The organism is Lichenicola sp. (assembly GCF_965198575.1).
Taxonomy (GTDB): domain Bacteria; phylum Pseudomonadota; class Alphaproteobacteria; order Acetobacterales; family Acetobacteraceae; genus Lichenicola.
Genome location: NZ_OZ240671.1, coordinates 775,804 through 797,045 on the forward strand (window position 1 = coordinate 775,804; position 21,242 = coordinate 797,045).

At 67.7% G+C, this 21,242-nt stretch carries 18 protein-coding genes; 5 read left to right on the plus strand and 13 right to left on the minus strand.

The features are described from left to right. Positions 1-49: 49 nt before the first annotated feature. The 4 genes from ACOEQ2_RS03740 to ACOEQ2_RS03755 form a co-directional block, all read right to left on the minus strand. Positions 50-1,705 (minus strand): DUF6311 domain-containing protein, encoded by a 1,656-nt coding sequence (locus ACOEQ2_RS03740; RefSeq protein ID WP_419730045.1) that lies wholly within the window; start codon positions 1,703-1,705, stop codon positions 50-52. Further along, complete coding sequence (locus ACOEQ2_RS03745) at positions 1,702-2,718, minus strand: glycosyltransferase family 2 protein (RefSeq protein ID WP_419730046.1); 1,017 nt, start codon at positions 2,716-2,718, stop codon at positions 1,702-1,704. The genes ACOEQ2_RS03740 and ACOEQ2_RS03745 overlap by 4 nt, the downstream gene beginning before the upstream one ends. A gap of 300 nt (positions 2,719-3,018) precedes the next feature. Next, complete coding sequence (locus ACOEQ2_RS03750) at positions 3,019-3,369, minus strand: hypothetical protein (protein WP_419730047.1); 351 nt, start codon at positions 3,367-3,369, stop codon at positions 3,019-3,021. A 78-nt stretch (positions 3,370-3,447) separates the two neighbouring features. Beyond that, a complete protein-coding gene (locus tag ACOEQ2_RS03755) occupies positions 3,448-4,704 on the minus strand; it encodes a phospholipase D-like domain-containing protein (protein WP_419730048.1) in 1,257 nt (418 codons plus the stop codon). Positions 4,705-4,802: 98 nt separating this feature from the next. Here ACOEQ2_RS03755 and lptF point away from each other — a divergent pair, with 98 nt between their 5' ends. The 5 genes from lptF to rsmA are packed head-to-tail and all read left to right on the plus strand — an operon-like array spanning position 4,803 to position 11,694. Beyond that, entirely contained in the window at positions 4,803-5,960 is a 1,158-nt protein-coding gene (lptF, locus tag ACOEQ2_RS03760; RefSeq protein ID WP_419730049.1) for an LPS export ABC transporter permease LptF, read from the plus strand. A 9-nt stretch (positions 5,961-5,969) separates the two neighbouring features. Further along, positions 5,970-7,082, plus strand: a complete 1,113-nt coding sequence (gene lptG / locus ACOEQ2_RS03765) for an LPS export ABC transporter permease LptG (RefSeq protein WP_419730050.1) — start codon at positions 5,970-5,972, stop codon at positions 7,080-7,082. A 44-nt stretch (positions 7,083-7,126) separates the two neighbouring features. Continuing rightward, the gene (locus tag ACOEQ2_RS03770; RefSeq protein ID WP_419730051.1) at positions 7,127-9,457 is read left to right on the plus strand and encodes an LPS-assembly protein LptD; all 2,331 of its coding nucleotides are present in this window, start codon (positions 7,127-7,129) and stop codon (positions 9,455-9,457) included. A gap of 21 nt (positions 9,458-9,478) precedes the next feature. Beyond that, complete coding sequence (locus ACOEQ2_RS03775) at positions 9,479-10,849, plus strand: peptidylprolyl isomerase (RefSeq protein ID WP_419730052.1); 1,371 nt, start codon at positions 9,479-9,481, stop codon at positions 10,847-10,849. Positions 10,850-10,857: 8 nt separating this feature from the next. Next, positions 10,858-11,694 (plus strand): 16S rRNA (adenine(1518)-N(6)/adenine(1519)-N(6))-dimethyltransferase RsmA, encoded by an 837-nt coding sequence (gene rsmA / locus ACOEQ2_RS03780; RefSeq protein ID WP_419730053.1) that lies wholly within the window; start codon positions 10,858-10,860, stop codon positions 11,692-11,694. Positions 11,695-11,723: 29 nt separating this feature from the next. Here rsmA and ACOEQ2_RS03785 read toward each other — a convergent pair whose 3' ends face one another. From ACOEQ2_RS03785 to ACOEQ2_RS03825, 9 genes are all read right to left on the minus strand, one after another. After that, positions 11,724-12,284, minus strand: a complete 561-nt coding sequence (locus tag ACOEQ2_RS03785) for a TrmH family RNA methyltransferase (RefSeq protein ID WP_419730054.1) — start codon at positions 12,282-12,284, stop codon at positions 11,724-11,726. Between the two features lie 108 nt (positions 12,285-12,392). Next, complete coding sequence (locus ACOEQ2_RS03790; protein ID WP_419730055.1) at positions 12,393-13,664, minus strand: class I SAM-dependent methyltransferase; 1,272 nt, start codon at positions 13,662-13,664, stop codon at positions 12,393-12,395. Between the two features lie 177 nt (positions 13,665-13,841). Further along, positions 13,842-14,423, minus strand: coding sequence for a 50S ribosomal protein L9 (gene rplI, locus ACOEQ2_RS03795; protein WP_419730056.1), 582 nt, complete (start codon positions 14,421-14,423; stop codon positions 13,842-13,844). A 13-nt stretch (positions 14,424-14,436) separates the two neighbouring features. Beyond that, entirely contained in the window at positions 14,437-14,736 is a 300-nt protein-coding gene (gene rpsR / locus ACOEQ2_RS03800; RefSeq protein ID WP_419730057.1) for a 30S ribosomal protein S18, read from the minus strand. Between the two features lie 6 nt (positions 14,737-14,742). Further along, entirely contained in the window at positions 14,743-15,234 is a 492-nt protein-coding gene (rpsF, locus tag ACOEQ2_RS03805; RefSeq protein WP_419730058.1) for a 30S ribosomal protein S6, read from the minus strand. Between the two features lie 155 nt (positions 15,235-15,389). After that, the gene (locus ACOEQ2_RS03810; protein ID WP_419730059.1) at positions 15,390-17,450 is read right to left on the minus strand and encodes a tetratricopeptide repeat protein; all 2,061 of its coding nucleotides are present in this window, start codon (positions 17,448-17,450) and stop codon (positions 15,390-15,392) included. A gap of 57 nt (positions 17,451-17,507) precedes the next feature. Further along, positions 17,508-19,466 carry a hypothetical protein gene (locus ACOEQ2_RS03815; RefSeq protein ID WP_419730060.1) on the minus strand — a complete coding sequence of 653 codons (1,959 nt, stop codon included), beginning with the start codon at positions 19,464-19,466 and terminating at the stop codon, positions 17,508-17,510. Between the two features lie 159 nt (positions 19,467-19,625). Then, positions 19,626-20,447, minus strand: a complete 822-nt coding sequence (locus ACOEQ2_RS03820) for a sugar phosphate isomerase/epimerase family protein (protein WP_419730061.1) — start codon at positions 20,445-20,447, stop codon at positions 19,626-19,628. Continuing rightward, positions 20,444-21,238: a hypothetical protein gene (locus ACOEQ2_RS03825; RefSeq protein WP_419730062.1), complete on the minus strand. Its 795-nt coding sequence runs from the start codon at positions 21,236-21,238 to the stop codon at positions 20,444-20,446. Before ACOEQ2_RS03825 ends, ACOEQ2_RS03820 begins: the two co-directional genes overlap by 4 nt. Positions 21,239-21,242 lie beyond the last annotated feature (4 nt).

The window sequence follows — 21,242 nt, forward strand, 5'->3', positions numbered from 1 at the left end:
CTAGGCTGATGCTGCTCTGGCAACGACCGCCGCACCGGCGCCGCCACCGTCACTGCGCCGGCAACACGCTCGAGAGGCTGCGACTGCACACGCCGTACGGACCCAACCGGCGGCACATGGTGTCGTGCTGCGGAACAAGGTCCATCAGCTTGATCTGCGTCGGCAGGATTACCCTGAGCTCGCCCGGTTGCAACGGCTTCAGCAGCAGCACCGACCGATCGCAGCGCGGCGGATGGGTCATGCGTGCGGTGTACATCGTGTCGACGGGGATCAGCACGCGGTCGGCAATGTTCAGGACCGCCATCATGCTCGCCACCACCGGGATCGTCGATTCGCATGGCCACTCCGGATAGATGGTCAAGAGCGCGCTGCTCTGCATGGCACTCTGCAGACGGTCCGCATCGAACGTGAAGGGTGTGAAGATCCGGAAACGGAAGGTGTCGGCATCGTGCAGCTTCCTGGCGTCCAGTGTCTGGACCAGGGCAAGCCCGACGAGCAGCAGCGACATGACGCGCGCCCGCACCGTTGCCAGGCCTGCGATGGTTCCGACCAGCACGGCGTATCCCACCGGCCAGAAGAACCGTCCGCTGGTGCGGAAAATGCCGGCCCCGGGCGGCGAGGGAAGTGACACCAGGAGATCATGTCCGAGGTAGATCCTGTTGGACACCGCGATCAGCGTCAGCACCAGGCACGCCAGGACCAGACCCGGCTGATGCGACACGACGGCCCGCAGCGAGCGCCTCGAGCTCTGGAACAGCACCAGGCCGGCCACGCCCAGCAGCAGGCCCATGCCGAGATACTGGAACCCTTCATATTGTCCGCCGGTCGCATCCAGCGGGTGCGGCGCAAGCCGACCGAGCAGCGAAGCGGTTTCCGGCCAGACCGGCGCAAGCAGGTTCATCGAATAGATGCCGAAACCGTCCGTGCTCGCGCCCCCGAGATAGCCCAGCGCGCGGGCCAGCAGGGCCGTCGCCAGCGACGCCAGCAGGAGGCTCGCCAGCACGACGATCCCATTACGGTCGCGGCGGATCAGCAGCGTCGCAGGGCCTGCGAACAACACGATCACGGCCATCATCATCAGGTAGGGATGGATGAGCAGCAGCGCGGGGATCAGCACGCAGCCCGCCACCAGCCAGCGTGTCGGCAGACGGCCGTCCGTCGTTGCGGGCGGCTGGGCCGGACGTGCGGAGAGGCGCAGGGAGATCCCGATCGCCAGGAAAAGCAGGAAGTGGCTCGAGAGCGCGGCGTGGCTTGCGCGGATCAGGAACGTCGGCATCGAGCTTGCGCAGACCGCAATGGCCAGGGCCGGGATGATCCGCGTCTCTCCCGCGGAGCGCAGGGCAAATACGGCCGCGACCGGCTGCAGGATCCAGCACAGCGCGAGCCAGGGGGTCACCGCCTGGAAGCTGGACGGGAACCAGCCGATGAACGGCTTCAACAGCAGCGCGACCAGCGGCAGGCTGTCGGTCATGCCGATCATCACGCCGTCGGGTGCGTCGAGGTCGCGGCTGACCAGCAGTCCCCTGATGTGCCAGGGCTGGTGCCAGAAGTAGCGCTGGCCCATCACGTGCTGGATCAGGTCCGGGTTGTTCGGCTGTCCGGACGGCAGCCCCCCGAGCAGGACCCACGGCGGAAACGTGAACACGGTCCAGGCGATGCCGATCAGCAGAGCCAGACCGTAGGCGCTTCTCGCAGAGCGGATCACGCGCTCTCCCGGAACGCAGCACCCGGCCCGTTGGCGTGGCGTGGCGTCGGCGCAGCGGAGACCGCAGGCGCGAAACGTTCCACCACGTACAGCGGACGGCGTTTGCTCTCGTTCGCGATCCGGCCGAGATATTCGCCGATCACGCCGAGGGTGATCAGCTGCACGCCGCCCAGAAACAACACCACGGCCATGATGCTCGGATAACCCGGAATCGGATTGCCGAACAGCAAGGTGCGGGCGATCAGTTGCAGCCCGAAAATCAGTGCGCCGAACGCGACAAGCAACCCGACATAGGTCGAAATCTTCAGAGGCAGCACCGAGAATCCGGTAATGCCCTCGATCGCGAAATTCCAGAGCGACCAGTAGTTCCACTTGGTGGAACCGGCCGCGCGTGGCGCACGATCGTACAACACGGCCCGGCTGGAAAATCCCACCCAGGCGAACAGGCCCTTCATGAAGCGATGATGTTCGCGGAGTTCCAGCAGCGCGTCGAGCGCGCGGCGGCTGATCAGACGGAAATCGCCGCTATCCTCCGGGATCTCGACGCGGTGGCCGACGCGCGAGATCAGCCGATAGAACAGGGTCGCGGTGAGGCGCTTCATCGGGCCATCGCCTTCGCGACGCCGCCGCCTCGCGTACGCCATGTCGATGCCCTCGCCCCAGGCCGCGACCAGGTTCGGAATCACCTCGGGTGGATCCTGCAGGTCCGCATCGATCACCACGACGCCGCCACTGCCGAGCGCATGATCGAGGCCGGCGGTCAGCGCCGCCTCCTTGCCGAAGTTGCGGCTGAGGTTGAGCCAGCCGATGCGGGGGTCCTGAGCAGCCAGGTCCTGGATGACCAAGAGGGTCCGGTCACGGCTGCCGTCATTCACGTAGAGCACGTCCCAGTCGAGACCGATGCCGTTCATTGCCGAGGCCAGGCGTCGATGAAACTCGGGCAGGACCTCCTGCTCGTCGAAGCAGGGTACCACCACCGACAGCACCGGACGTTTCGCTTCATCCGCAGGCACGATGCTGCCTTGAGCGGTCAAGGATGTCTCACCGAGCTCATGCAATACCACGATGTCTCCATAGCGTGCGCGCCACCTCCTTACCAACGATCGGAAGCTCACACTATCGGCGGGCGCGCGCAGTCCGGCCCGCCCGGCACTGCAACAGCAGACCGCGACTTGGCATCGTTTCCGGATGCAGGCCGCGCGAGCCCCGCCACGGCGGCGAGACACCGCCGGGCCCACCCGCGCTCGATGTGCGCCGCCCTGAGGCCGCCGGGGAATAATCCCGCAGCGGGCTCCGGGGCGATCAGGGGCCGGCTACTTCGACTTCACCGGATGGTCGCCGGCGGCGTCTGCGGCCTTCTTGCACATAAAGGAGCCGTGCTTCGTGCGGCCGAAGAAGCTGTCGCCCTGCATGTGGTAGGCCTTGCTGCGCGGATTGACCCAGACCACCGCATCGCCCGGGCAGGAGATGTCCGGGGTCGCCGCCACGCCGCGCCGGCTCGCATGGGCCGACTTGCCGGCACCGGTGTTGGCCGGCGCGCCCGCGGCGGGCGTCGTGATGGCTGGAGCGGCGGCATCGGTTCCGGTACCGGCCGGAGGAGCGGCCCAGGCGGCGACCGGAAGCGAGATCGCCAGGGCGGCGCCCAGACATGCGAAGCGGTTCATCGGCGGCTGCATCCTCTCATTGGGCCCGCCATGACAGCGGGCGCGGTGTTCATGCAACCTGGCACAGGTACCCGCCGACTACATCAGCCGCTTCCACAGCCGGGCGGACAACTCAAGCGCGTGCTCACGGGCCGAGCGGGCGGCCCAGGTCTCGTAATCGACCGTGACCGCGCGATCGATCTGGCCGCGCAGCATGGTTTCGACATGCGACGCGGTCTCCTTGGCCAGCACGATCGCGTCGATCTCGTTGTTGTAGTGCACGCTGCGCCAGTCGAAATTCGACGAGCCGATCGCCGTGAAGACCCCGTCGATGGTGGCGACCTTGGCGTGCAGCATCGCGTCATGCACCTCGTGGATGTGCACCCCGGCCTTGAGCAGCCGTCCGTACAATGCGCGTGCCGCATGCACCGCCGCCTGCACGTCGCTATAGCCGGGCAGCAGCAGCCTGACCTCGACACCCCTGCGCGCCGCCTCGGCGAGCAGCCGCCATTCCCGGCGCGACGGCACGAAATACCCGGTCGCCAGCAGGATGTGCGACCGCGCGCCGGCGATCGCCGCCCGCATCGACATGTTGTAGAGCGGTCGGCGCTCGGCGGGAGCACTGCCGTCGACGCGGATGCGCTGGTTCCCCTCCGGGCCGGTCCGGGGCGCCGGAGCCGGATCCCCGCGCCCACGCAGCGGAGGCGTCTGCACGCCGCCGTTGCCGTCCCAGGTATGGAAGAACAGCCGGTGGATCTCGGCCACCGCCGGGCCCTCGATGCGCACCCCGTTATCGATCCAGAAGCCATGGTCCGGATCGGGCCCGCGCCCCACCTCCGGCGGCGTCTCGTACACCTTGGACATGTTGACGCCGCCCATCACCGCCACCTGTCCGTCCACGACGGTCAGCTTGCGGTGGTTGCGGTCGTTCAGCCTGATATTGAAGCGCGCCCGCAGCGGGTTGATCGAGTGGTATTCGAGCAGCCTGACCCCCGCCGCCGCCAGCCGATCGAACGCCGCATCCGGTGTCGGGCCGGAGCCGACCGCATCCCAGGTCAGCGCCACCTCGACGCCGCGGCGGGCGGTCGCTTCCAGCAGCGCGAACAGGCTGCGGCCGGACAGCGTCACGTCGTCGGCGGTGTAGTACTCCATGTGCACGTAGTCGCGTGCCGCCTCGATCGCGTCCATCACCGCATCGACCACCGCCGCCCCGTGATGCAGCAGCGTCACCCGGTTGCCGTCCAGGATCGGGCAGTCCGAGACCGGGCCGTGCAGCTGTTCGTGATGGGCGAGCAGCGCGTCGGCATCCTCGTCCGGTTGCCGGTCCCTGCCTGCATGGTTGCCGCCGTCAGCCACGCGGGTCGCTCCCCGGCCGGGACCCCGGCCGGTCCCGGGACACGTTCCGTGCCACGTTGCCGTCTTTTGTACAGGCGCCATGGAGGGTAGAGAGAGGCATGAACGCGTCTTTCCTGAGCAGGCTCGACCGGTATGTCGTGCGCCAGCTGACGGTGGCCCTGCTGGCGACCACCGGCGGGCTGGCGGCGCTGATCTGGCTCACCCAGTCGCTGCGCTTCGTCAGCCTGGTGGTTGAGCGTGGCCTGTCGTTCCGGGTGTTCCTGCAGCTCACCGGGCTGCTGATCCCGAGCTTCGTCGCGGTCATCCTGCCGATCACCACCTTCGTCGTCGTCCAGTTCGTCTATCAGCGCCTGGCGGGCGACCGCGAGATCACCGTGATGCAGGCTGCCGGGCTGCCGCCCTCGGTCATCGCCAGACCGGCGATGTACGTCGCCGGCCTCTCCGTCGTGCTGTGCTACGTCCTGAACGTGTGGATCGTTCCGACGAGCTATCACAGCTTCCGCGAATACGAGTTCGAGATCCGCAACAAGATGGCGGCCTTCCTGCTGCAGGAGGGCGTGTTCACGCCCGTCTCGGACACCATGACGGTCTATATCCGCACCCGCGACCGCGACGGCACGCTGCACGGCATCCTGGTCGAGGACGACCGCCAGAAGAACAGCCGGGCCACCATCCTGGCCGAGCACGGCCACCTCGAATCGACCGGCGACGTGCCGCGAGTGATCCTCTATGACGGCTCGCGCGAGGAGATCGACAAGCAGACCGGCCGGCTCAACGTCCTGACCTTCACGCGCAACACCATCGACCTCTCGGCCACATCCAAGGACGACGACATCCGCTACCGCGATTCCACCGAGATGTCGCTGAACGAGCTGCTGCATCCCGATCCGCGCTTCGTGCAGGCACGCGACGTCGGCAAGTTCGCGGTCGAGGCGCATCGCCGGCTGAGCGCGCCGTTCACCGCCCTGTCGTTCGCGATGGTGGCGCTGGTCGCGGTGCTGTCCGGCGCCTTCTCCCGCCACGGCAACGTGCTGCGGCCGCTGGTGGCGATCATGACGGTGGTCGGGCTGCTGGCGGTCGGGCTGGTGGTGCAGAGCGTCGCGGCCCGCACGCCCGCGCTGATCCCGCTGATCTGGCTGCAGGCGATCCTGCCCGGGGTGATCTGCGGGGTGATGCTGTTCTGGCCTGAGGTGCGGCAGGCCAACGCCGCCCAGCGCGCCGCCCGGGTCGCGGTCCGCGGCGCCGTCGTCACCTGAGGCGGGACCATGCCGGTCGCCGTCACCCTGTCGCTCTATATCGCCAAGCAGTTCACCCTCGCGGTGCTGGCGATGGTGGCCTTCCTCACCGGCCTGGTGTCGCTGTTCGACTTCATCGACCTGCTGCGCCGCGCCGCCACCCGGCCGGACGTGCCGGACAGCCTGGCGGTCGAGATCGCCGCCCTGCACCTGCCCTATTTCTGCATCGATCTGCTGCCCTTCGGGGTGCTGCTGGGGGGCATCGTGTGCTTCTGGCGGCTGACCCGGTCCTCCGAGCTGATCGTCGCCAGGGCCGCCGGCATCTCGGCCTGGCAGTTCCTGGCCGCCCCGCTGGCCTGCGCCATGGGGCTGGGCCTCACCGCGACCACGCTGCTGAGCCCGCTCTCCTCGGCGACCTATGCCAAGGCCGAGGATCTCGACAACGCCTACCTGCGCAACGCCGGCGGGCCGCTTAACCTGTCCGGTGGCCAGCTATGGCTGCGCCAGGCCGATGCCGGCCTCACTCCGGGTGGCATCGCGATCCTGCATGCGCGGCAGGTGATGCTGAGCCATGGGGCGCTCGACGTGCATGGGATCAGCGTATTCCGCCTCGATGCGCACGACCGGCTGCTCAGCCGGATCGAGGCGGATGAGGGCCATCTCGGCAAGCGCCAATGGGTGTTCCATGGTGCCCGCAGCATCAAGCCCGACCACCTTCCGGAGCCGATCGGTAATGCCACCCTGCCCACCGACCTCACCGTGAGCCGCGTGCAGGAGAGCTTCGCCGCGCCCGACACCCTGTCCGTCTGGTCGCTGCCCGGCTTCATCGCGCTGCTGGAACGCTCCGGCTTCTCGGCGATCCGCCACCGGCTGCACTTCCAGGAGCTGCTGGCGCTGCCGCTGCTGGCCGGAACGATGGCGCTGGTGTCGGCCGGCTTCTCGATGCGCCCGGTGCGTCGCGGCGGCGTCGCGCGGATGATCGGCAGCGGCGTCGCGGCCGGCTTCGCGCTGTTCACGGTGTCCAAGGTGGCCGAGCAGTTCGGCCAGTCGGGAGCCCTGCCGCCGGTCATGGCGGCCTGGGCACCGGCCGCAGCCGGACTGCTGCTCGCCATCACCCTTCTGCTGCATCTGGAGGACGGCTGATGCGCCGCTTGCCTGCCCCCTCCCGACGGCCCGGCCGTCCGGCCATGAAGCCACGCGAGACCGCGTCCCGCCCCCCGGCCGCGGCCAAAGGTGCCTGGCGCACACGCTGCATGCTGATGGTCGGCGGGCTGTACGGGCTGTCGATCGCCGGCTCGCCGTTCGAGGCGGCACAGGCGCAGATCGCGCTTCCCGGTGCGGGTGCCGCCAAGGGTGCGCCGATCGTGCGCAACGAGCCGGTGACGTTCCGCTCCGACAGCGTGGACTACGACAGCAAGGCCGGCATCGTCACCTGGACCGGCCATGTCGAGATCTGGCAGAACGACCATATCCTGCGCGCCGACAAGGTGACGTTCGACCGCAACACCAACGTCGCTGCCGCCAGCGGCCATGTCGCGATCCTGGAGCCGGACGGCGAGGTGCTGTTCGCCGACTACGCCGAGCTCACGCAGGGCATGCGCGAGGGCGTCATGACCAACATGCGCTCGCTGCTCTCGATGAACGGCAAGCTGGGTGCGAACGGCGCCCGTCGCACCGACGGCAAGATCAACCAGATGTCGCGCGCCGTGTACACCGCCTGCAAGCTCTGCGCGAAACACCCCGACCAGCCGCCGTTCTGGCAGATGCGCGCCTACGACGCGACCGACGACCTCGAGCACAAGCGCATCGAGTATCGCGACGTCTATCTCGACATGTTCGGCATCCCGGTCTTCTACCTGCCGTACTTCTCGACGCCGGATCCGTCGGTGAAACGGCAGAGCGGTTTCCTGCTCGGCGACATCTCGCCGTCCGACAAGCATCTCGGCACCTACGCCACGCTGCCGTATTTCTGGGCGATCAACCGCAGCACCGACGTGACCTTCGTGCCGCTGGTCTCGAGTGCCACCGGGCCGCAGCTCACCGCGCAATATCGCGAGCACTTCAACGAGGGCATCGTCCATCTGACCGGCGCCATCGCCTACGACACCAACAACCAGGCGGCCTATTACGACAACGGCACGCTGGAGCCTGCGGTCGACGACAAGGGAGTACAGGGCTACCTGTACGCGCACACCCAGTTCAATCTGAACCAGACCTGGCGCTACGGTGCCGACATCAACGTCGCAAGCTCCGCGAACTACCTGCGCGACTACCGCATCACCGGCTACGGCGCCGATGTGCTGGGCAGCAACATCTATCTCGAGGGCTTCGGGCTGGGCTCGTATTCCAGGCTCGATGGCAGCTTCTTCCAGGGGCTGAATACCGGCGTCATCAACTCGAGCCAGCTGCCGTTCGTGCTGCCGCGCTACGAGTATGCCTTCATGGGCGAGCCGGATGCGCTCGGCGGCCGGATCTCGCTCAACACCAACGATTTCAACATCTACCGCCCCGACGGCACCTCGGACCAGCGCCTGTCGCTGAGCCTGAACTACGACCGCCCGTTCACCAACGCGCTGGGCCAGGAGTTCGTGTTCACCGGCCACGTCGACAGCGAGGTGTACAAGGCGACCAAGCTCGACCTGGTCCCGAACTATGCCGGGGTGAACGCCGCCACCACCGGGCAGGCGCTGCCGACGGTCGCCGTCAAGATGAACTGGCCGTTCCTGAAGACGCTCAAGAACGGCTCGGCGGTGATCGAGCCGATCGTGCAGCTGATCGCCGCCCCCAACTCCGGCAACAGCAGCACCCGCAACCGCCCGAACGAGGACAGCCTCGATTACGAGTTCACCGACACCACGCTGTTCGCGCTGAACCGGCACGAGGGCATCGACCGGCTGGATGGCGGCATGCGCGCCAATGTCGGGCTGCACGCCAACTGGTCGTTCAACGGCCACCAGATCGATGCGCTGATCGGCGAGAGCTACCAGGAGCACATCGACCGGAACCAGCTGCCGGATAGCGGCCTCGAGACCCACGCCTCGGACATCGTCAGCCGGCTCAGCTTCACGCCGAACAAGTACATCGACCTCACCCTGCGCGACCGCATGGACCACGAGAGCGGCCAGACCCACTTCGCCGACGGCCTGGTCACCGTCGGCGTGCCGCTGCTGAGCGTCAGTGGCGGCTACATCTACAATTCGCGCAGCTACTACTACTACTACAACAGCAACCCCTACACGGTCGGGCCGCCGTCGCAGTTCCTCGTGCCGACCAACGAGGGCACGCTCGGCGTCTCGAGCACCTACAAGCAGTTCCGCGTGTCCGCCTATGGCCGCCGCGACCTCGCCACCAACCAGTTCGTGGCGCTGGGCACCGATTTCGCCTACACGAACGACTGCTTCATCTTCGACGTCGCCTTCAACCGGCGCTACACGACCATCAACGGCGACAGCGGCGACAGCTCGATCCTCTTCACCCTCACCTTCAAGACGCTCGGCACCTTCCCGGTGAATGGCTGAGTGGCAGACCAGGAACCAGCCATGAGTACCAGGCGCCTCACCCTTCCGACGGTCGCAGTCGCAGCCTTTTGCGGATTGGCCTGCTTCGGATTGGCCGCCTCCGCCGAGGCCTTCGCCGGCGCCCACCATCACGGCCAGCCCGGCCCCGCGGCCGCGGGGTCCGGCACGAGCGGCAAATCCGCCCCCGCCGGCGTCTCGCAGGACGCCATCATCGCGGTGGTGAACGGCCAGATCATCACCCGCCGCGACGTCGATGATCGCGGCCGGCTGTTCGCGCTCTCGACCGGCCTGCCGATGAACGAGGACGTGCTGTCCCGCCTGCGCCCGCAGATCACCCGCCAGCTGATCGACGAGAAGCTGCGCATGCAGGAGATCCAGCAGCGCCACATCAATGTGCCGATCGACCAGATCGCCGCCTCGATCAGCGACATCGAGAAGCGCAACAACATGAAGCCGAACACCCTGCGCGACCGGCTCGGCGACCAGAGCGTGGCGCTCACCACCCTGATCGACCAGATCCGGGTGCAGCTGGCCTGGACCGGCGTGCTGCGCCAGCAGCTCGGCGACCGCTCCCGGGTGACCGCGGCCGAGATCCGCCAGCGCGCCGACGCCCTCAAGCGCGAGGCCGGCCAGCCCGAGTACCAGATCAGCGAGATCTTCGTGCCGGTGGATGACCCGAAAAACGACGGCGAGGCGCTGAAATTCGCCACCACCGTCATCCAGCAGCTGCATGCGGGCGCACCGTTCCCGATCGTCGCCGCCCAGTTCAGCCAGAGCCAGACCGCGCTGGATGGCGGATCGCTGGGCTGGGTGCAGGCCGACAACCTCGATCCGCAGGTGGTGGCGGTCGCCAAGGTGATGCCGGTGGGCGCCATCAGCAACCCGATCAAGGTGGCGGGCGGCTACGAGATCATCGCCCTCGCCGGCCGCCGCACCATCGGCACCGACATGGCGACCATGCTGGACCTGCGCCAGGCGTTCATGGCCTTCGACAGCCCGCTGAACCCGCAGGCGCCGACGCCGCAGCAGCAGCAGGACCTGCAGAAGGCGACCGCTCTGTCGAAGTCCGCGCATGACTGCGACGCCATCGCCGCCGCCAACAAGAGCTTCGGCGAGAAGCGTCCGAGCGATCCCGGAACCGTGCAGCTCGACCGCCTGAACCCGCAGATGGCGCATGTGCTGGAGCCGCTGGCGGTCAACGAGGCGAGCCATCCGTTGGTCTCGAGCGACGGCATCGACGTCATCATGGTGTGCTCCAGGACGCAGAAGAACCTGGCCGACCGCAGCACCGAGGAGATCGCCGACCAGCTGCTGAGCGACCGGGTCGAGCTGATCTCGCGCCAGCTGAATCGCGACCTGCACCGCAAGGCGACGATCGACATGCGTTCCTGAGGCCGCCCGTGTCCCTGGCCGACGACCTGCCGTCGCTCAGGGACGTCATTGCCCGGCATGGGCTCGATGCCCGCAAGTCGCTGGGCCAGCATTTCCTGCTCGACCCGACGCTGATCGCCCGCGTCGCCGCCTGCGCCGGGGATCTCACCGGCCGCCATGTGGTCGAGGTCGGACCCGGACCCGGGGGCCTGACCCGTGCGTTGCTGGCGACCCCTGCCGCAGGTGTCACGGCGATCGAGATCGACAGCCGCGCGGTGCCGGCGATCGAGGAGCTGCGCCTGGACGTCAATGCCGGTGACCCGCCCACCGAGCGGTTGCGGCTGCTCGAGGCCGACGCGATGCAGCTCGACCTGGCCGCCCTGGTGCCGTCGCCGCGGCAGATCGTCGCCAACCTGCCGTACAATGTCGGCACCCCGCTGCTGATCGGCTGGCTGCGCCAGGCGGCGTCCTGGGAGCGGCTGACGCTGATGTTCCAGCTGGAAGTCGCCGAGCGGATCGCGGCCGCACCCGACACCGACGCGTATGGCAGGCTGGCGGTGCTGGCGCAGTGGACCTGCCGCGCCGACCTGCTGATGCGCATCCCGCCGGGCGCGTTCTCGCCGCCGCCCAAGGTGTTCTCCGCCGTGGTCGGGCTGGTGCCGCACGCGGTGCAGCCGGAGCCGGACCTGTTCCGCGCCATGGAGCGTCTGACCGCTGCGGCATTCGGCCAGCGTCGCAAGATGCTGCGCGGATCGCTGAAGTCGCTCGGTGGGGCAGCCTTGCTCGAGCGCGCCGGCATCGATCCCGAACGTCGCGCCGAGACGCTTGCGATCGAAGAGTTCGACCGGCTTGCCAGGCTGTTGTAAGGCCTGACCTCGGCGCGACCTGAAGCCTGCTAGATCTCCGGCGGGATTACGGTCGGCAAAGGCGTTGCGCGTTCGCCCTTCTGCCCGCGCAACCGGTACTTGCTCTGATATGCGCGTCGCTGCTTTGCGACCTCGTAGAGAACGATGCCGGAACTGGTCCCGAGATTGAGGCTCTCGATCATCCCGAACATCGGTATGCTCACGCACATCTCGCTTCTCGCAACGGCGAGGTCGCTGATCCCGACTGCTTCGCTACCGAACCAGACTGCGAGTTTCGGGTGTATCGTGTAGTCGCCGTCGTGGAGAAAGATGCTGGCCTTCCCCTTCACATGCGGCGACGTGACGATCGACTTGAACCGCATCGCCTCGAGATGATCGAAGCACTCGTCCGTCGTGTCGAAACGCTTCACGAACGTCCACTTCACGGCAGATACGGAGGTTTTGGAAACCGACCGCTGATCGCGTAGATCCTGCCAGTCGTCCGGGAGGGCCCGGCGCGTATCGACGACATAGACCTTCTCGACGCCGAGGGCGTTCGCGTTCCTGATCACCGTTCCGATGTTCTTCACGTCGGTCGGATTCTCGATCACGGCGATCAGGTGCTTGCAGCGGAACGCCTTGATCGCATCTGCGCGCTTGCGGACCGACGGTCTCGGCTTGGCGTCGTCTTCCAGTGCGGCCTCCCGTGATGCGCGGCCTCAATCGGCGTCGATGCGCTCCCTCTCCTCTAGCTGTTCCGCCTCGACCCTGCCATGCGCCATCGAATGTGCGGCACGTTCGGCGTCGAACATGTAGTCGCGGGTGAAGGGGACGGCGTCGATGCGGCGGGTCAGCTGGATCTGGAAGTTCATGTGGCCCTGTCTGCGGAATGCTACCTCCGCACCGACCAGATAAAGCTCGAACATGCGGCAGAATCGTTCGTCGTAGAGCGAGGCGATGACGGTCCGGTTGGCGGCAAACCGCTTGCGCCAATGGGTGATGGTTTTCGCATAATGCAGCCGCAGCACCTCGCAATCGGTCACCCAGAGGCCGGTGCGCTCGATCGCCGCGAACGTCTCGCTCATCGCCGGCGAGTAGCCGCCCGGGAAAATGTATTTGTCGAGCCAGGCATTGGTCGCACCCGGCCCCTCCGAGCGGCCGATCGAATGCACCAGGGCGACGCCATCCTCGGTCAGGCAGTCACGGATTTTCGCGAAATACGTCTCGAAATGACCGACGCCGACATGCTCGAACATGCCGACCGACACCACGCGGTCGAAACGCTTGACGATCGAGCGGTAATCCACAAGCTCGAAACGAACCCGGTCGCTCAGGCCCTCCGCCTCGGCGCGCGCGCGGCTTTCGGCCAGCTGCTCGGTCGAGAGCGTGACGCCGGTGACGCGGGCGCCGTAATCCCGCGCCAGGGTCAGCGCCAGTCCGCCCCAGCCGGAGCCGATATCCAGCACCTCGAGTCCCGGCCGATCCAGTTTCAGCTTCGCGGCGATGTGGTGCTTCTTGGCCTCCTGCGCCTCGTCGAGCGTTTCGTCGCCTCGGGGGAAATAGGCACAGGAATATTGCCGGTCGCGATCCAGGAACAGGCTGTAGAGGCGCCCGTTCAGATCGTAATGATGCGCCACGTTGCGGCGCGCCCGGCTGGCCGGATTATACTGTGTCCAGACCCGCCGCAATTCGCGCAGCTTGGACGTCACCACGGCGCCCGGGTGCGTCCCTTGCATCGCATTGACCATGAAGACATCGACCAGGTCGTAGAGCGAGCAGTTCACCGGACGGAGCGTACCGTCCATGTAGGCCTCGCCGAACAGCAACCCAGGGTTGAGCAAAAGGTCGTTCTCGACCTTCTGTTGCAGGATCTCGAGAGCGACGTGTGGGGTGCCCCTCCCGTAGGAGCGGACCTTGCCATCGGCGTAGCGAATATCGAGCCGTCCCTGCCTGATGAAGCGCTTCAGGACCTGGTCGAGCAGGATATTCATGCGCCTCGGCTCCGTCACCTTACGACGTCACCATGAGACACCGGGCAAGCCGGGGCAAACCCTACGAGAGATCGAGCGCGCAAACGTGAAAACGGCCCGGACTTGTCATCCGGGCCGTCCTTTCAGGTGCCGCTGCCGCCCTCAGTCGGGCGACCGCGGATCAGTAACGTCGAGCGGTCAGGCGGTCTGATCCAGGTCGGCATCGGCGTCATCGGCCGCGCCGCCGAACGCCGGCTGGTCGTCCTCGTCCTCATCCTCGTCGTCGCGACCGACGCGCTCGCCGCGGGCCTGGCGCTCGGCCTCCTCGACGGAGCGGGCGACGTTCGCCACGACCCGGATGGTCACTTCGGGATGCAGCACCACCCGGACGTCGGACAGGCCGAGCGTCTTGATCGGATGCTCGAGCTGCACCTGCTGGCGATTGATGGTGAGACCACCCTCGGCCGCCGCCACCGCGATATCCCGCGGCGAAACGGAGCCATACAGGCTGCCGCTGTCACCGGCCTGGCGGATGATCACGACCGTGAGGCCGCTCATCCGCTCGGCGAGGCGCTCGGCCTCCTCGCGACGCTTGATGTTGGTGGCTTCGAGCTGGATCCGCTCGCCCTCGAAGCGCGCCCGGTTCGCCGTGTTGGAGCGGATCGCCTTGCCCTGGGGCAGCAGGAAGTTGCGGGCGTAACCCGGCTTCACCTTCACGATTTCGCCCATCTGCCCCAGCTTGTCGACGCGCTGCAGCAGGATCACTTCGGTTGCCGACATCTGTCTTGCTCCCTCAGCTCAGGATGTAGGGAAGGAGTGCCAGGAAGCGGGCGCGCTTGATCGCCTGGGCGAGCTCGCGCTGCTTCTTTGCCGACACCGCGGTGATCCGGCTCGGCACGATCTTGCCGCGCTCGGACAGGAAGCGGCTCAGCAGGCGCACGTCCTTGTAGTCGATCTTCGGCGCGTTCGGGCCGGAGAACGGGCAGGACTTGCGACGGCGATAGAACGGCCGGCGGGCGCCGACTGCTGCACGGCGACCAGCGCCGCCTTCTTCCGCGCCGGCGCCGGATGGCGGGCTATAGGACTGTGACATCGGTGCTTACTCCGCCTCGGCGAATTCAGGACGCGGGCCGCGCGGGCCGCGCTCGGGACGCTCACCGCCCTCGTCACGGGCGCGGAACTCCTCGCGGTCGTCGTAGCCACGCTTGCGGCCGCTATCGAAGCGTCCGGCCGGCTTCGGACCACGGAACCCGCGCTCGCGATCATCGGCCTTGCGGCTGAGGATGGCGGACGGTGCCTCCTCGATCGCCTCGACGCGGATCGTCATGAAGCGGAGGATGTCCTCGTTGAGGCTGAGCTGGCGCTCTATCTCGTTGATCGAGGCGGGCTTGGCATCCAGGCCGAGGAGCAGGTAGTGCCCCTTGCGGTTCTTCTTGATGCGGTATGCGAGGCTGCGCAGCCCCCAATACTCGCGCTTCTGGATGGAGCCTTCCTCGGTCTCGAGCTGCGTGGCGATGGTGTCGGCGACAGCCTCGACCTGCTGCTGCGTGACGTCGTTACGCGCGATAAGGATGCATTCATAAAGTGGCATGGGTTCTCCCTTCGGATGCATTCAACCCGACCGGCCGAAGGGATCCTCGGGTCGCGGCGCCTTCGCGGAAGCGGAAGCATGGGTATAGCCGGGCGATGCCACTCGCGCCGGCAGGGAGCCGCGCATGAAGCACGGATCAAGATGATTTACAACATCTACCCTCGTTCCCCTTGGAATCTTGGATCCTCCAGGCTCCGCCTTGAGCGGGTCCAGGGCAGGCCCTGGCCTTCCTTGAGCTCCGCCACGACGTCCGCCAGCACCGAGTGCCAGTCCCCCGGCTGTGGCTGGCGAAAGATCCGCAATGTCGGATACCACGGGCTATCGGTCCGGCCGGTCATCCAGCGCCAGCACGGATCGAACCGGTCGAGCAGCCAGACCGGCTTGCCGAGTGCTCCGGCCAGGTGCGCCACTGCGGAGTCGACCGAGATGACGAGGTCGAGTGTCGCGATCAGTGCCGCGGTATCGGCGAAGTCGGACATCTCGCTCATCACGTCGATCAACGGCCCGGGCGGCAGCATTGCTTCGGAATCGTGCTGCAAGCTGAAGAATTGCAGGCCGGGGAGCGCCAATAGCGGTTCCAGCCCTGCCGGATCCAAGCTGCGCCGCCGGTTGAGCAGTGCCAGCTTCGGCGACCCCGCATAGGCGTTTCCGGCCCACAACAGGCCGATCCTGGACGACCGGATTTGGTCTGCAGGAAACCGCGCCTGCCAGTGGGTGACCTGAACGGGATCTGCACGCAAATAGGCGCCGTCGCCTGGAACGGACCACAGGGTGGTGGCGAATGCCAGCGGCAGGCTGAGCATCGGGCGATGCAGATCAATGTCCGGCAGTGCCTCACCTCGCGCGAGAACCTGCTCGACCCCGGGCAACGTCCCCAGCAGCCGAACCAGCGGCTTCTGCACTTCCAGGATCACCCGCAGACCGCGCGCCGCCGCCATGCTTGCGTAGCGGCAGAACTGCAGCGTGTCGCCGAAGCCCTGCTCGGCATGGATCAACAGCGTCCGGCCGACTGCCTCCTCGCCCCGCCATTGCGGCACGCCGAAATCACGCTGCCCAGCCAGCATGTGTCGCGTCCGGCTGCGCCACTCGTAGGACCGCCACCCCTCCGACATGTCGCCCCGCGCGAGCAACGCGCCGGCCAGGTCGGAGTGGACCTCCGCGTCGTCCGGCTGAAGTGCCACCGCCCGTCTGAGCGGGTCTATCGCCTCGTCGAGCTGTCCGAGTGCCCGGAGCGTGGCGCCCAGGGCGCAATGCGCGGCAGCCAGCTCAGGCGCCAGCGCAACGGCACGCCGCGCGTGATGCAAAGACTTCCCCAGGCGGATCTGGCTCCTGAGTGCGCCGCTCAGGTTGGCATGGGCTTCCGCGTAGTCCGGCTTCAGGACGACGGCCATGTTGAAGCAGGCCGAGGCCTCGTCCAGCAGGCCCTGTTCCATCAGGGTGTCGCCGAAATTGTTGTAGGTGTCCGGGTGATCCGGCTTCAGGGCGATCGCGCTCACGAAGCAGGACACCGCCTCGTCGAGATCCTCCGGCTGCGCCCGCCGCGTGAGGGCGACGCCCAGGTTGATCCGTGCGGCCAGGAAATCCGGCCTCGGTTCCAGGACCTCGCGGAAGCAGGCGATCGCGGCATCCGGGTGCTTCTGCGCCAGCAGGACGTTGCCCAGGCCAAGCCTGGCTTCCGGATGACCGGGAGCGACGTGCAGGGCCTGGCGGTAGCGCCGCCCGGCTTCGTCGAGCCGTCCCAGTTGCCGCAGCGCGTCGCCGAGGTTGCTCAGCGCCGGAACCAGGTCCGGCTGCAACGCGAGTGCCCGGCAGTAGCAAGCGGCGGCCGCGTCCAGACGGCCCAACCCGAGCCAGATATTGCCCAGGTTGACGTGCGCCTCGCCGAGGCCGGGTTGCAATGAGAGTGCGGTGTCGAAGCAGGCCACCGCGGCGTCGAGCTCACCTCGCCCGGCCAATTCGTTGCCGAGGTTCGAGTGGCATGTCGCCAGCCGCGGAGCGACGGCAATCGCGGCGCGCATCAACTCGATGGCGAGGTCGGTGCGCCCGGTCTGCGACGCCACCACCCCGAGCAGATGCAGGCTGTCGGCCTGTCGTGGATCGATCGCGAGCACCTGGCGGTAGCGCTGTTCCGCGTCACCCAGCCGACCGGCGCGATGATCGGCAATGCCCGCGCCAAGAACACGCTCGAGCGATGGCACACGCGCCGTGCGACCCATGATGTCCCCGCGCTGCCCCGACACGCCCGATATGCGGCTGCCAGGGTGAAGGATCGGTTAACCGGCGGACGGCCTCCGGGACGCGCCGGCCGCGAGGCTGCGGTCGATGAAGCCGTCGATGTCTGTGATGATGCGTGGCGTATCGAGCTGGAAATTGAACAGCGCCCACGCACCGGGCGCCACCGGCACCAGCTGGACCGCATCGGGAATGTCGGTCACCAGCTCCGGGTTGGCGAAGATCAGCGGCGACGGGTCCTGCATGTATTTCGGATCGTCGTAGATGTGCAGGTCGCCGCGATGCAGCAGGTTGGTGTGGCCGGTCAGCACGTAGCCGGGTACGTTGCAGACCCACCGGTACTTGGCCAGGCTGGCGCCCCAGATCGAGACGAAGCAGTCGGCCGCCGATGCCCAGGCGAGGCTCGCCGAGATCGGCCGGCCGATGGTGTCGGCGATCGTGATCGGCAGGTCGGCGAACGCCGCACGCAGGGACGCTACCAGTTCATGCTCGACATCGGCCGGGCTGCGGCCGGCAAAGCGCTCGCCATGGCTGCCGATCACCCTGCCGTCGGCTTCCTCGCTCGGCGCATTGTGGCCGTCGAACACCACCACCGCACCCGGATGGCGCCCGGCGATCATCGCCAGGAACTGAGTCAGGAAGCCGCCCAGATCGACGATCGTGCGGTTCTCGACGCGCAGGCCGAACAGGATCACCGGCGCATCGCGCACCACCGGCATGCTCTCGGCGACCCGTCGCGCGGCCGGCAGTGCCGCCACATGGCGCCGGATACGCTCTCGCAGGCTGGCGGAGACGAACTCGCGGGTGACGCGCAGGATGAACACGCCCTCGGCGTAGGCGTAGCGGGCGAGGTCGTCGCCATCCTGCAGGCGGCGATTGACCCGGCCGGCGAGCTCGGGAAACAGCGTGTCGAGCGGGCCGTAGAGCTCGATCCCGTCACCGCGGTTCAGCACGATCCACTCGCAGAGGGGCACGCCCGCCGCCGTGGTTTCGTCCGCCACGTAGCGGTCGATGCCGCTGAGCTCGTTCCAGAGCTGGTGGCCGATATGCACCGATGGCGGCCCGCGCATGACGCTGGCGAAGCGCGTGGCGCCCCGGCCGAGGCTGTCGAACAGCTCCTCCGCCCAGACCGCCGCGTGGGTCACGAACCAGGCCGGCATGCTGCGGATCAGCTGCCAGGCGAGCCGGCGCTGCGCCTCGTCGTGGCTGACCATCAGCCCCATCGAGGGGAACCAGACCCCGGCGATCGCCGACAAATGCTCGCCGACGATGACGAAGAACACCAACCCGTGCCGACGATCGGCGAAGCGGTAGGCGAAATGGAAATCGTCGAACACCAGGCTGCCCTGGGCGTGCAGCGTCTCGCCATCCACCGGGCTCGGCCAGCTCATCCGGCCGTCCCGGACATATCCGGGGATGCGATCCTGCCAGTCCTGCACGAGCCCTTCGGCCACGCACTCACGGTCGATCGAGCGCAGCACCTGGTCCTCGCCGCGATAGACCAGGGCATGCGGCATCAGGTGCTCGGCGAGATACAGCGCCGGCGGCCGGACCAGCGCGTCGACGCAGGCATGCGCGATCGCCAGCCGGGTGGTCTGGTTGATGCCCATGAAGGCGCGCACGCGGGGATCCAGCACCGGCTCGACGGCGTGCAGCAGCGGGTCGGTCATCAGCCGCAGCAGGGGCAGCGCGTGCAGCTTCAGCAGGTCGAGCAGGTCGCTCGGCAGGGTGGCGACGGCATCGCCGACCTGCTGCATCCGGTAGTCGTGGAACCAGGTCGCGCGGGCGCCGCTGTCATGCACCAGCTCGAGCAGGAACAGCGGTGCGAAACCGGTGAACAGCCATCCGGCGCGCCACCCGGGCAGGAACCCCGGCACCGGCGTCCCACCCATCAGCAGCGGCAGGTCGTGCCCGGCCAGCCTGACATGCAGCGCGCTGTCGATGACCGTCACGGGATCGGCAATCAGGATGTCGTCGGCGGTCACGGGAGCGGGCGTCACGGCTTCCGACCCCGGTGCATCGGCCGCGGCGACCGGCGTGCTCCCAGCCCGCGCGACGGACCGGGCAGCGGCGCGCCGTGTCCGCTTCGACACCGGCGCCTCAATCGTGCCGACGTGTGGTGGCACCGATCCCGCGACGGCCGATCATGCGGCGGCCAATCATGCGGCGGTCCGGACGTAATGGCGTTTCGCATACCCGATCGCGGTGGCAACTGCAGCAAGCCCGTCGCCCTCACCCTGCTTCATCTCGATCACCACCCAGCGATCGTAGCCGATCTCGTCGAGCGCCTTCCCGGCCGCTTCGTGATCGAAGGCAGGCGCGTCGAACGGCCCGAGCTGCGCCTCGGCCATGTGGTAGTGCGCCAGCACGGGGGCGGCCGCGCGGATCGCGTCCCCCGGCAGGTCGCCGCCGAGGGTGACGCAGCCGGTATCGAGATGCGCGCGCACGTTCGGATGGTCGGTCAGGGCCACGATGTCGAGGATGTCGCGATACCGGTTGAGGAAGTCGGCGCCATACACCGGCGGCACCGGCTCCATGCCGAGGGTCAGGCCGCCGGTCGCCGCGATGTCGCCGAGCACGCGCAGCCGCTCGGCCGCCAGCGCCATCGCCACCTGGTTCGACAGGTCCCCGCGCAGCCGGCTCTTCGGCGCCCCGAACACCGCGACCCCGGCCCCGAGCGCCTCGGCGACGCCGGCCAGCACCCGCATATGCGCGCACATCGCATCGAACCCGGCGGCATCGGCCAGCAGCGTCGCCTCCGGGCGGCCGAAGAACACCGCCTGCAACGAACTCACCGACAGCCCGGCCTCGCGGCAACCATCGCAGAAGGCTGCCAGCCTGGCCGGCGTCAACTCCTCCCAGGGCGCGATCCGCGTCGGCGCCACCTCGACGCCGGACACGCCATGCTCGGCCAGCAGCGCGAGCGCCGCAGTCTCGGCGTCAGGCGACCAGGCGAGGTTGGAGACGCCGAGCCGCCTCACGCTTCGCCGCCCCGGACGCTCTCGCTGGCGATGAAGCGCTCCATCGCATCGAGCACCCCGTCGCGGTCGAGGATGTAGCCATCGGCGCCGCCGAACTCGGCATCGTGGATGGTCCGCATGTCGTAGCGCGCGGTCGGTGCGGCCTCGGCGCCGATATGGCTGCCGGGGAAGAAGCGGGCGCGGATCTCCTCCATCGACAGCGGCTCGGTGGCCAGGTTGACCACGCCGAGATGACGCTCGCGGACCAGGTCGAGGTCCTCGCCCAGCCGCTCCAGCGGATACCACTGGAACACCGAAGCGCCGTTGATCACCTGGATGCGGTTGTCGTGCATCAGATCGTAGATCGCGTTCTTTTTCAGACCCGCGCCGAACAGCGCCGGCAGCCTGACGATCTGGTGGTTCGGGAACCGCTCCGACACCCAGCTCTCCAGCATGGCGCGGTTGGCGCCATAGGCGTGCAGCCCCTCGAGCACCGGCTCGTCGGCCTCGGTCACCCCGATCGGCGAGCCATACACGTCGATCGTCGAGATCAGGGTGAAGTTGTCGGCGCTGATGGTGTCGAGATGCGCCATCAGCCCCTCGATGCGGGCGCGGTCCTCGTCGGGGTTCTGGTTCGCCCACCATTTCACCGCACCGACGCCCGCGCACACCACGTCGGTGAAGTGGCGGCTGTCGATCTCACCGATGCTGGTCGAGTTGTAGAGCGCGTCGAACTGCTGCTGGCGAACCAGGTTCGAGCCGACGAACCCGGTATGCCCGATCAGCGCCCGCGCGGTGGTGAACTCCGACATTCAG

Coding starts and splice junctions, on each gene's coding strand:
- ACOEQ2_RS03750 (WP_419730047.1), bottom strand. CDS start 3,369: ATGAACCGCTTCGCATGTCTGGGCGCCGCCCTGGCGATCTCGCTTCCG.
- lptF (WP_419730049.1), top strand. CDS start 4,803: ATGAACGCGTCTTTCCTGAGCAGGCTCGACCGGTATGTCGTGCGCCAG.
- lptG (WP_419730050.1), top strand. CDS start 5,970: ATGCCGGTCGCCGTCACCCTGTCGCTCTATATCGCCAAGCAGTTCACC.
- ACOEQ2_RS03770 (WP_419730051.1), top strand. CDS start 7,127: ATGAAGCCACGCGAGACCGCGTCCCGCCCCCCGGCCGCGGCCAAAGGT.
- ACOEQ2_RS03775 (WP_419730052.1), top strand. CDS start 9,479: ATGAGTACCAGGCGCCTCACCCTTCCGACGGTCGCAGTCGCAGCCTTT.
- ACOEQ2_RS03790 (WP_419730055.1), bottom strand. CDS start 13,664: ATGAATATCCTGCTCGACCAGGTCCTGAAGCGCTTCATCAGGCAGGGA.
- rplI (WP_419730056.1), bottom strand. CDS start 14,423: ATGTCGGCAACCGAAGTGATCCTGCTGCAGCGCGTCGACAAGCTGGGG.
- rpsR (WP_419730057.1), bottom strand. CDS start 14,736: ATGTCACAGTCCTATAGCCCGCCATCCGGCGCCGGCGCGGAAGAAGGC.
- rpsF (WP_419730058.1), bottom strand. CDS start 15,234: ATGCCACTTTATGAATGCATCCTTATCGCGCGTAACGACGTCACGCAG.
- ACOEQ2_RS03810 (WP_419730059.1), bottom strand. CDS start 17,450: ATGGGTCGCACGGCGCGTGTGCCATCGCTCGAGCGTGTTCTTGGCGCG.
- ACOEQ2_RS03825 (WP_419730062.1), bottom strand. CDS start 21,238: ATGTCGGAGTTCACCACCGCGCGGGCGCTGATCGGGCATACCGGGTTC.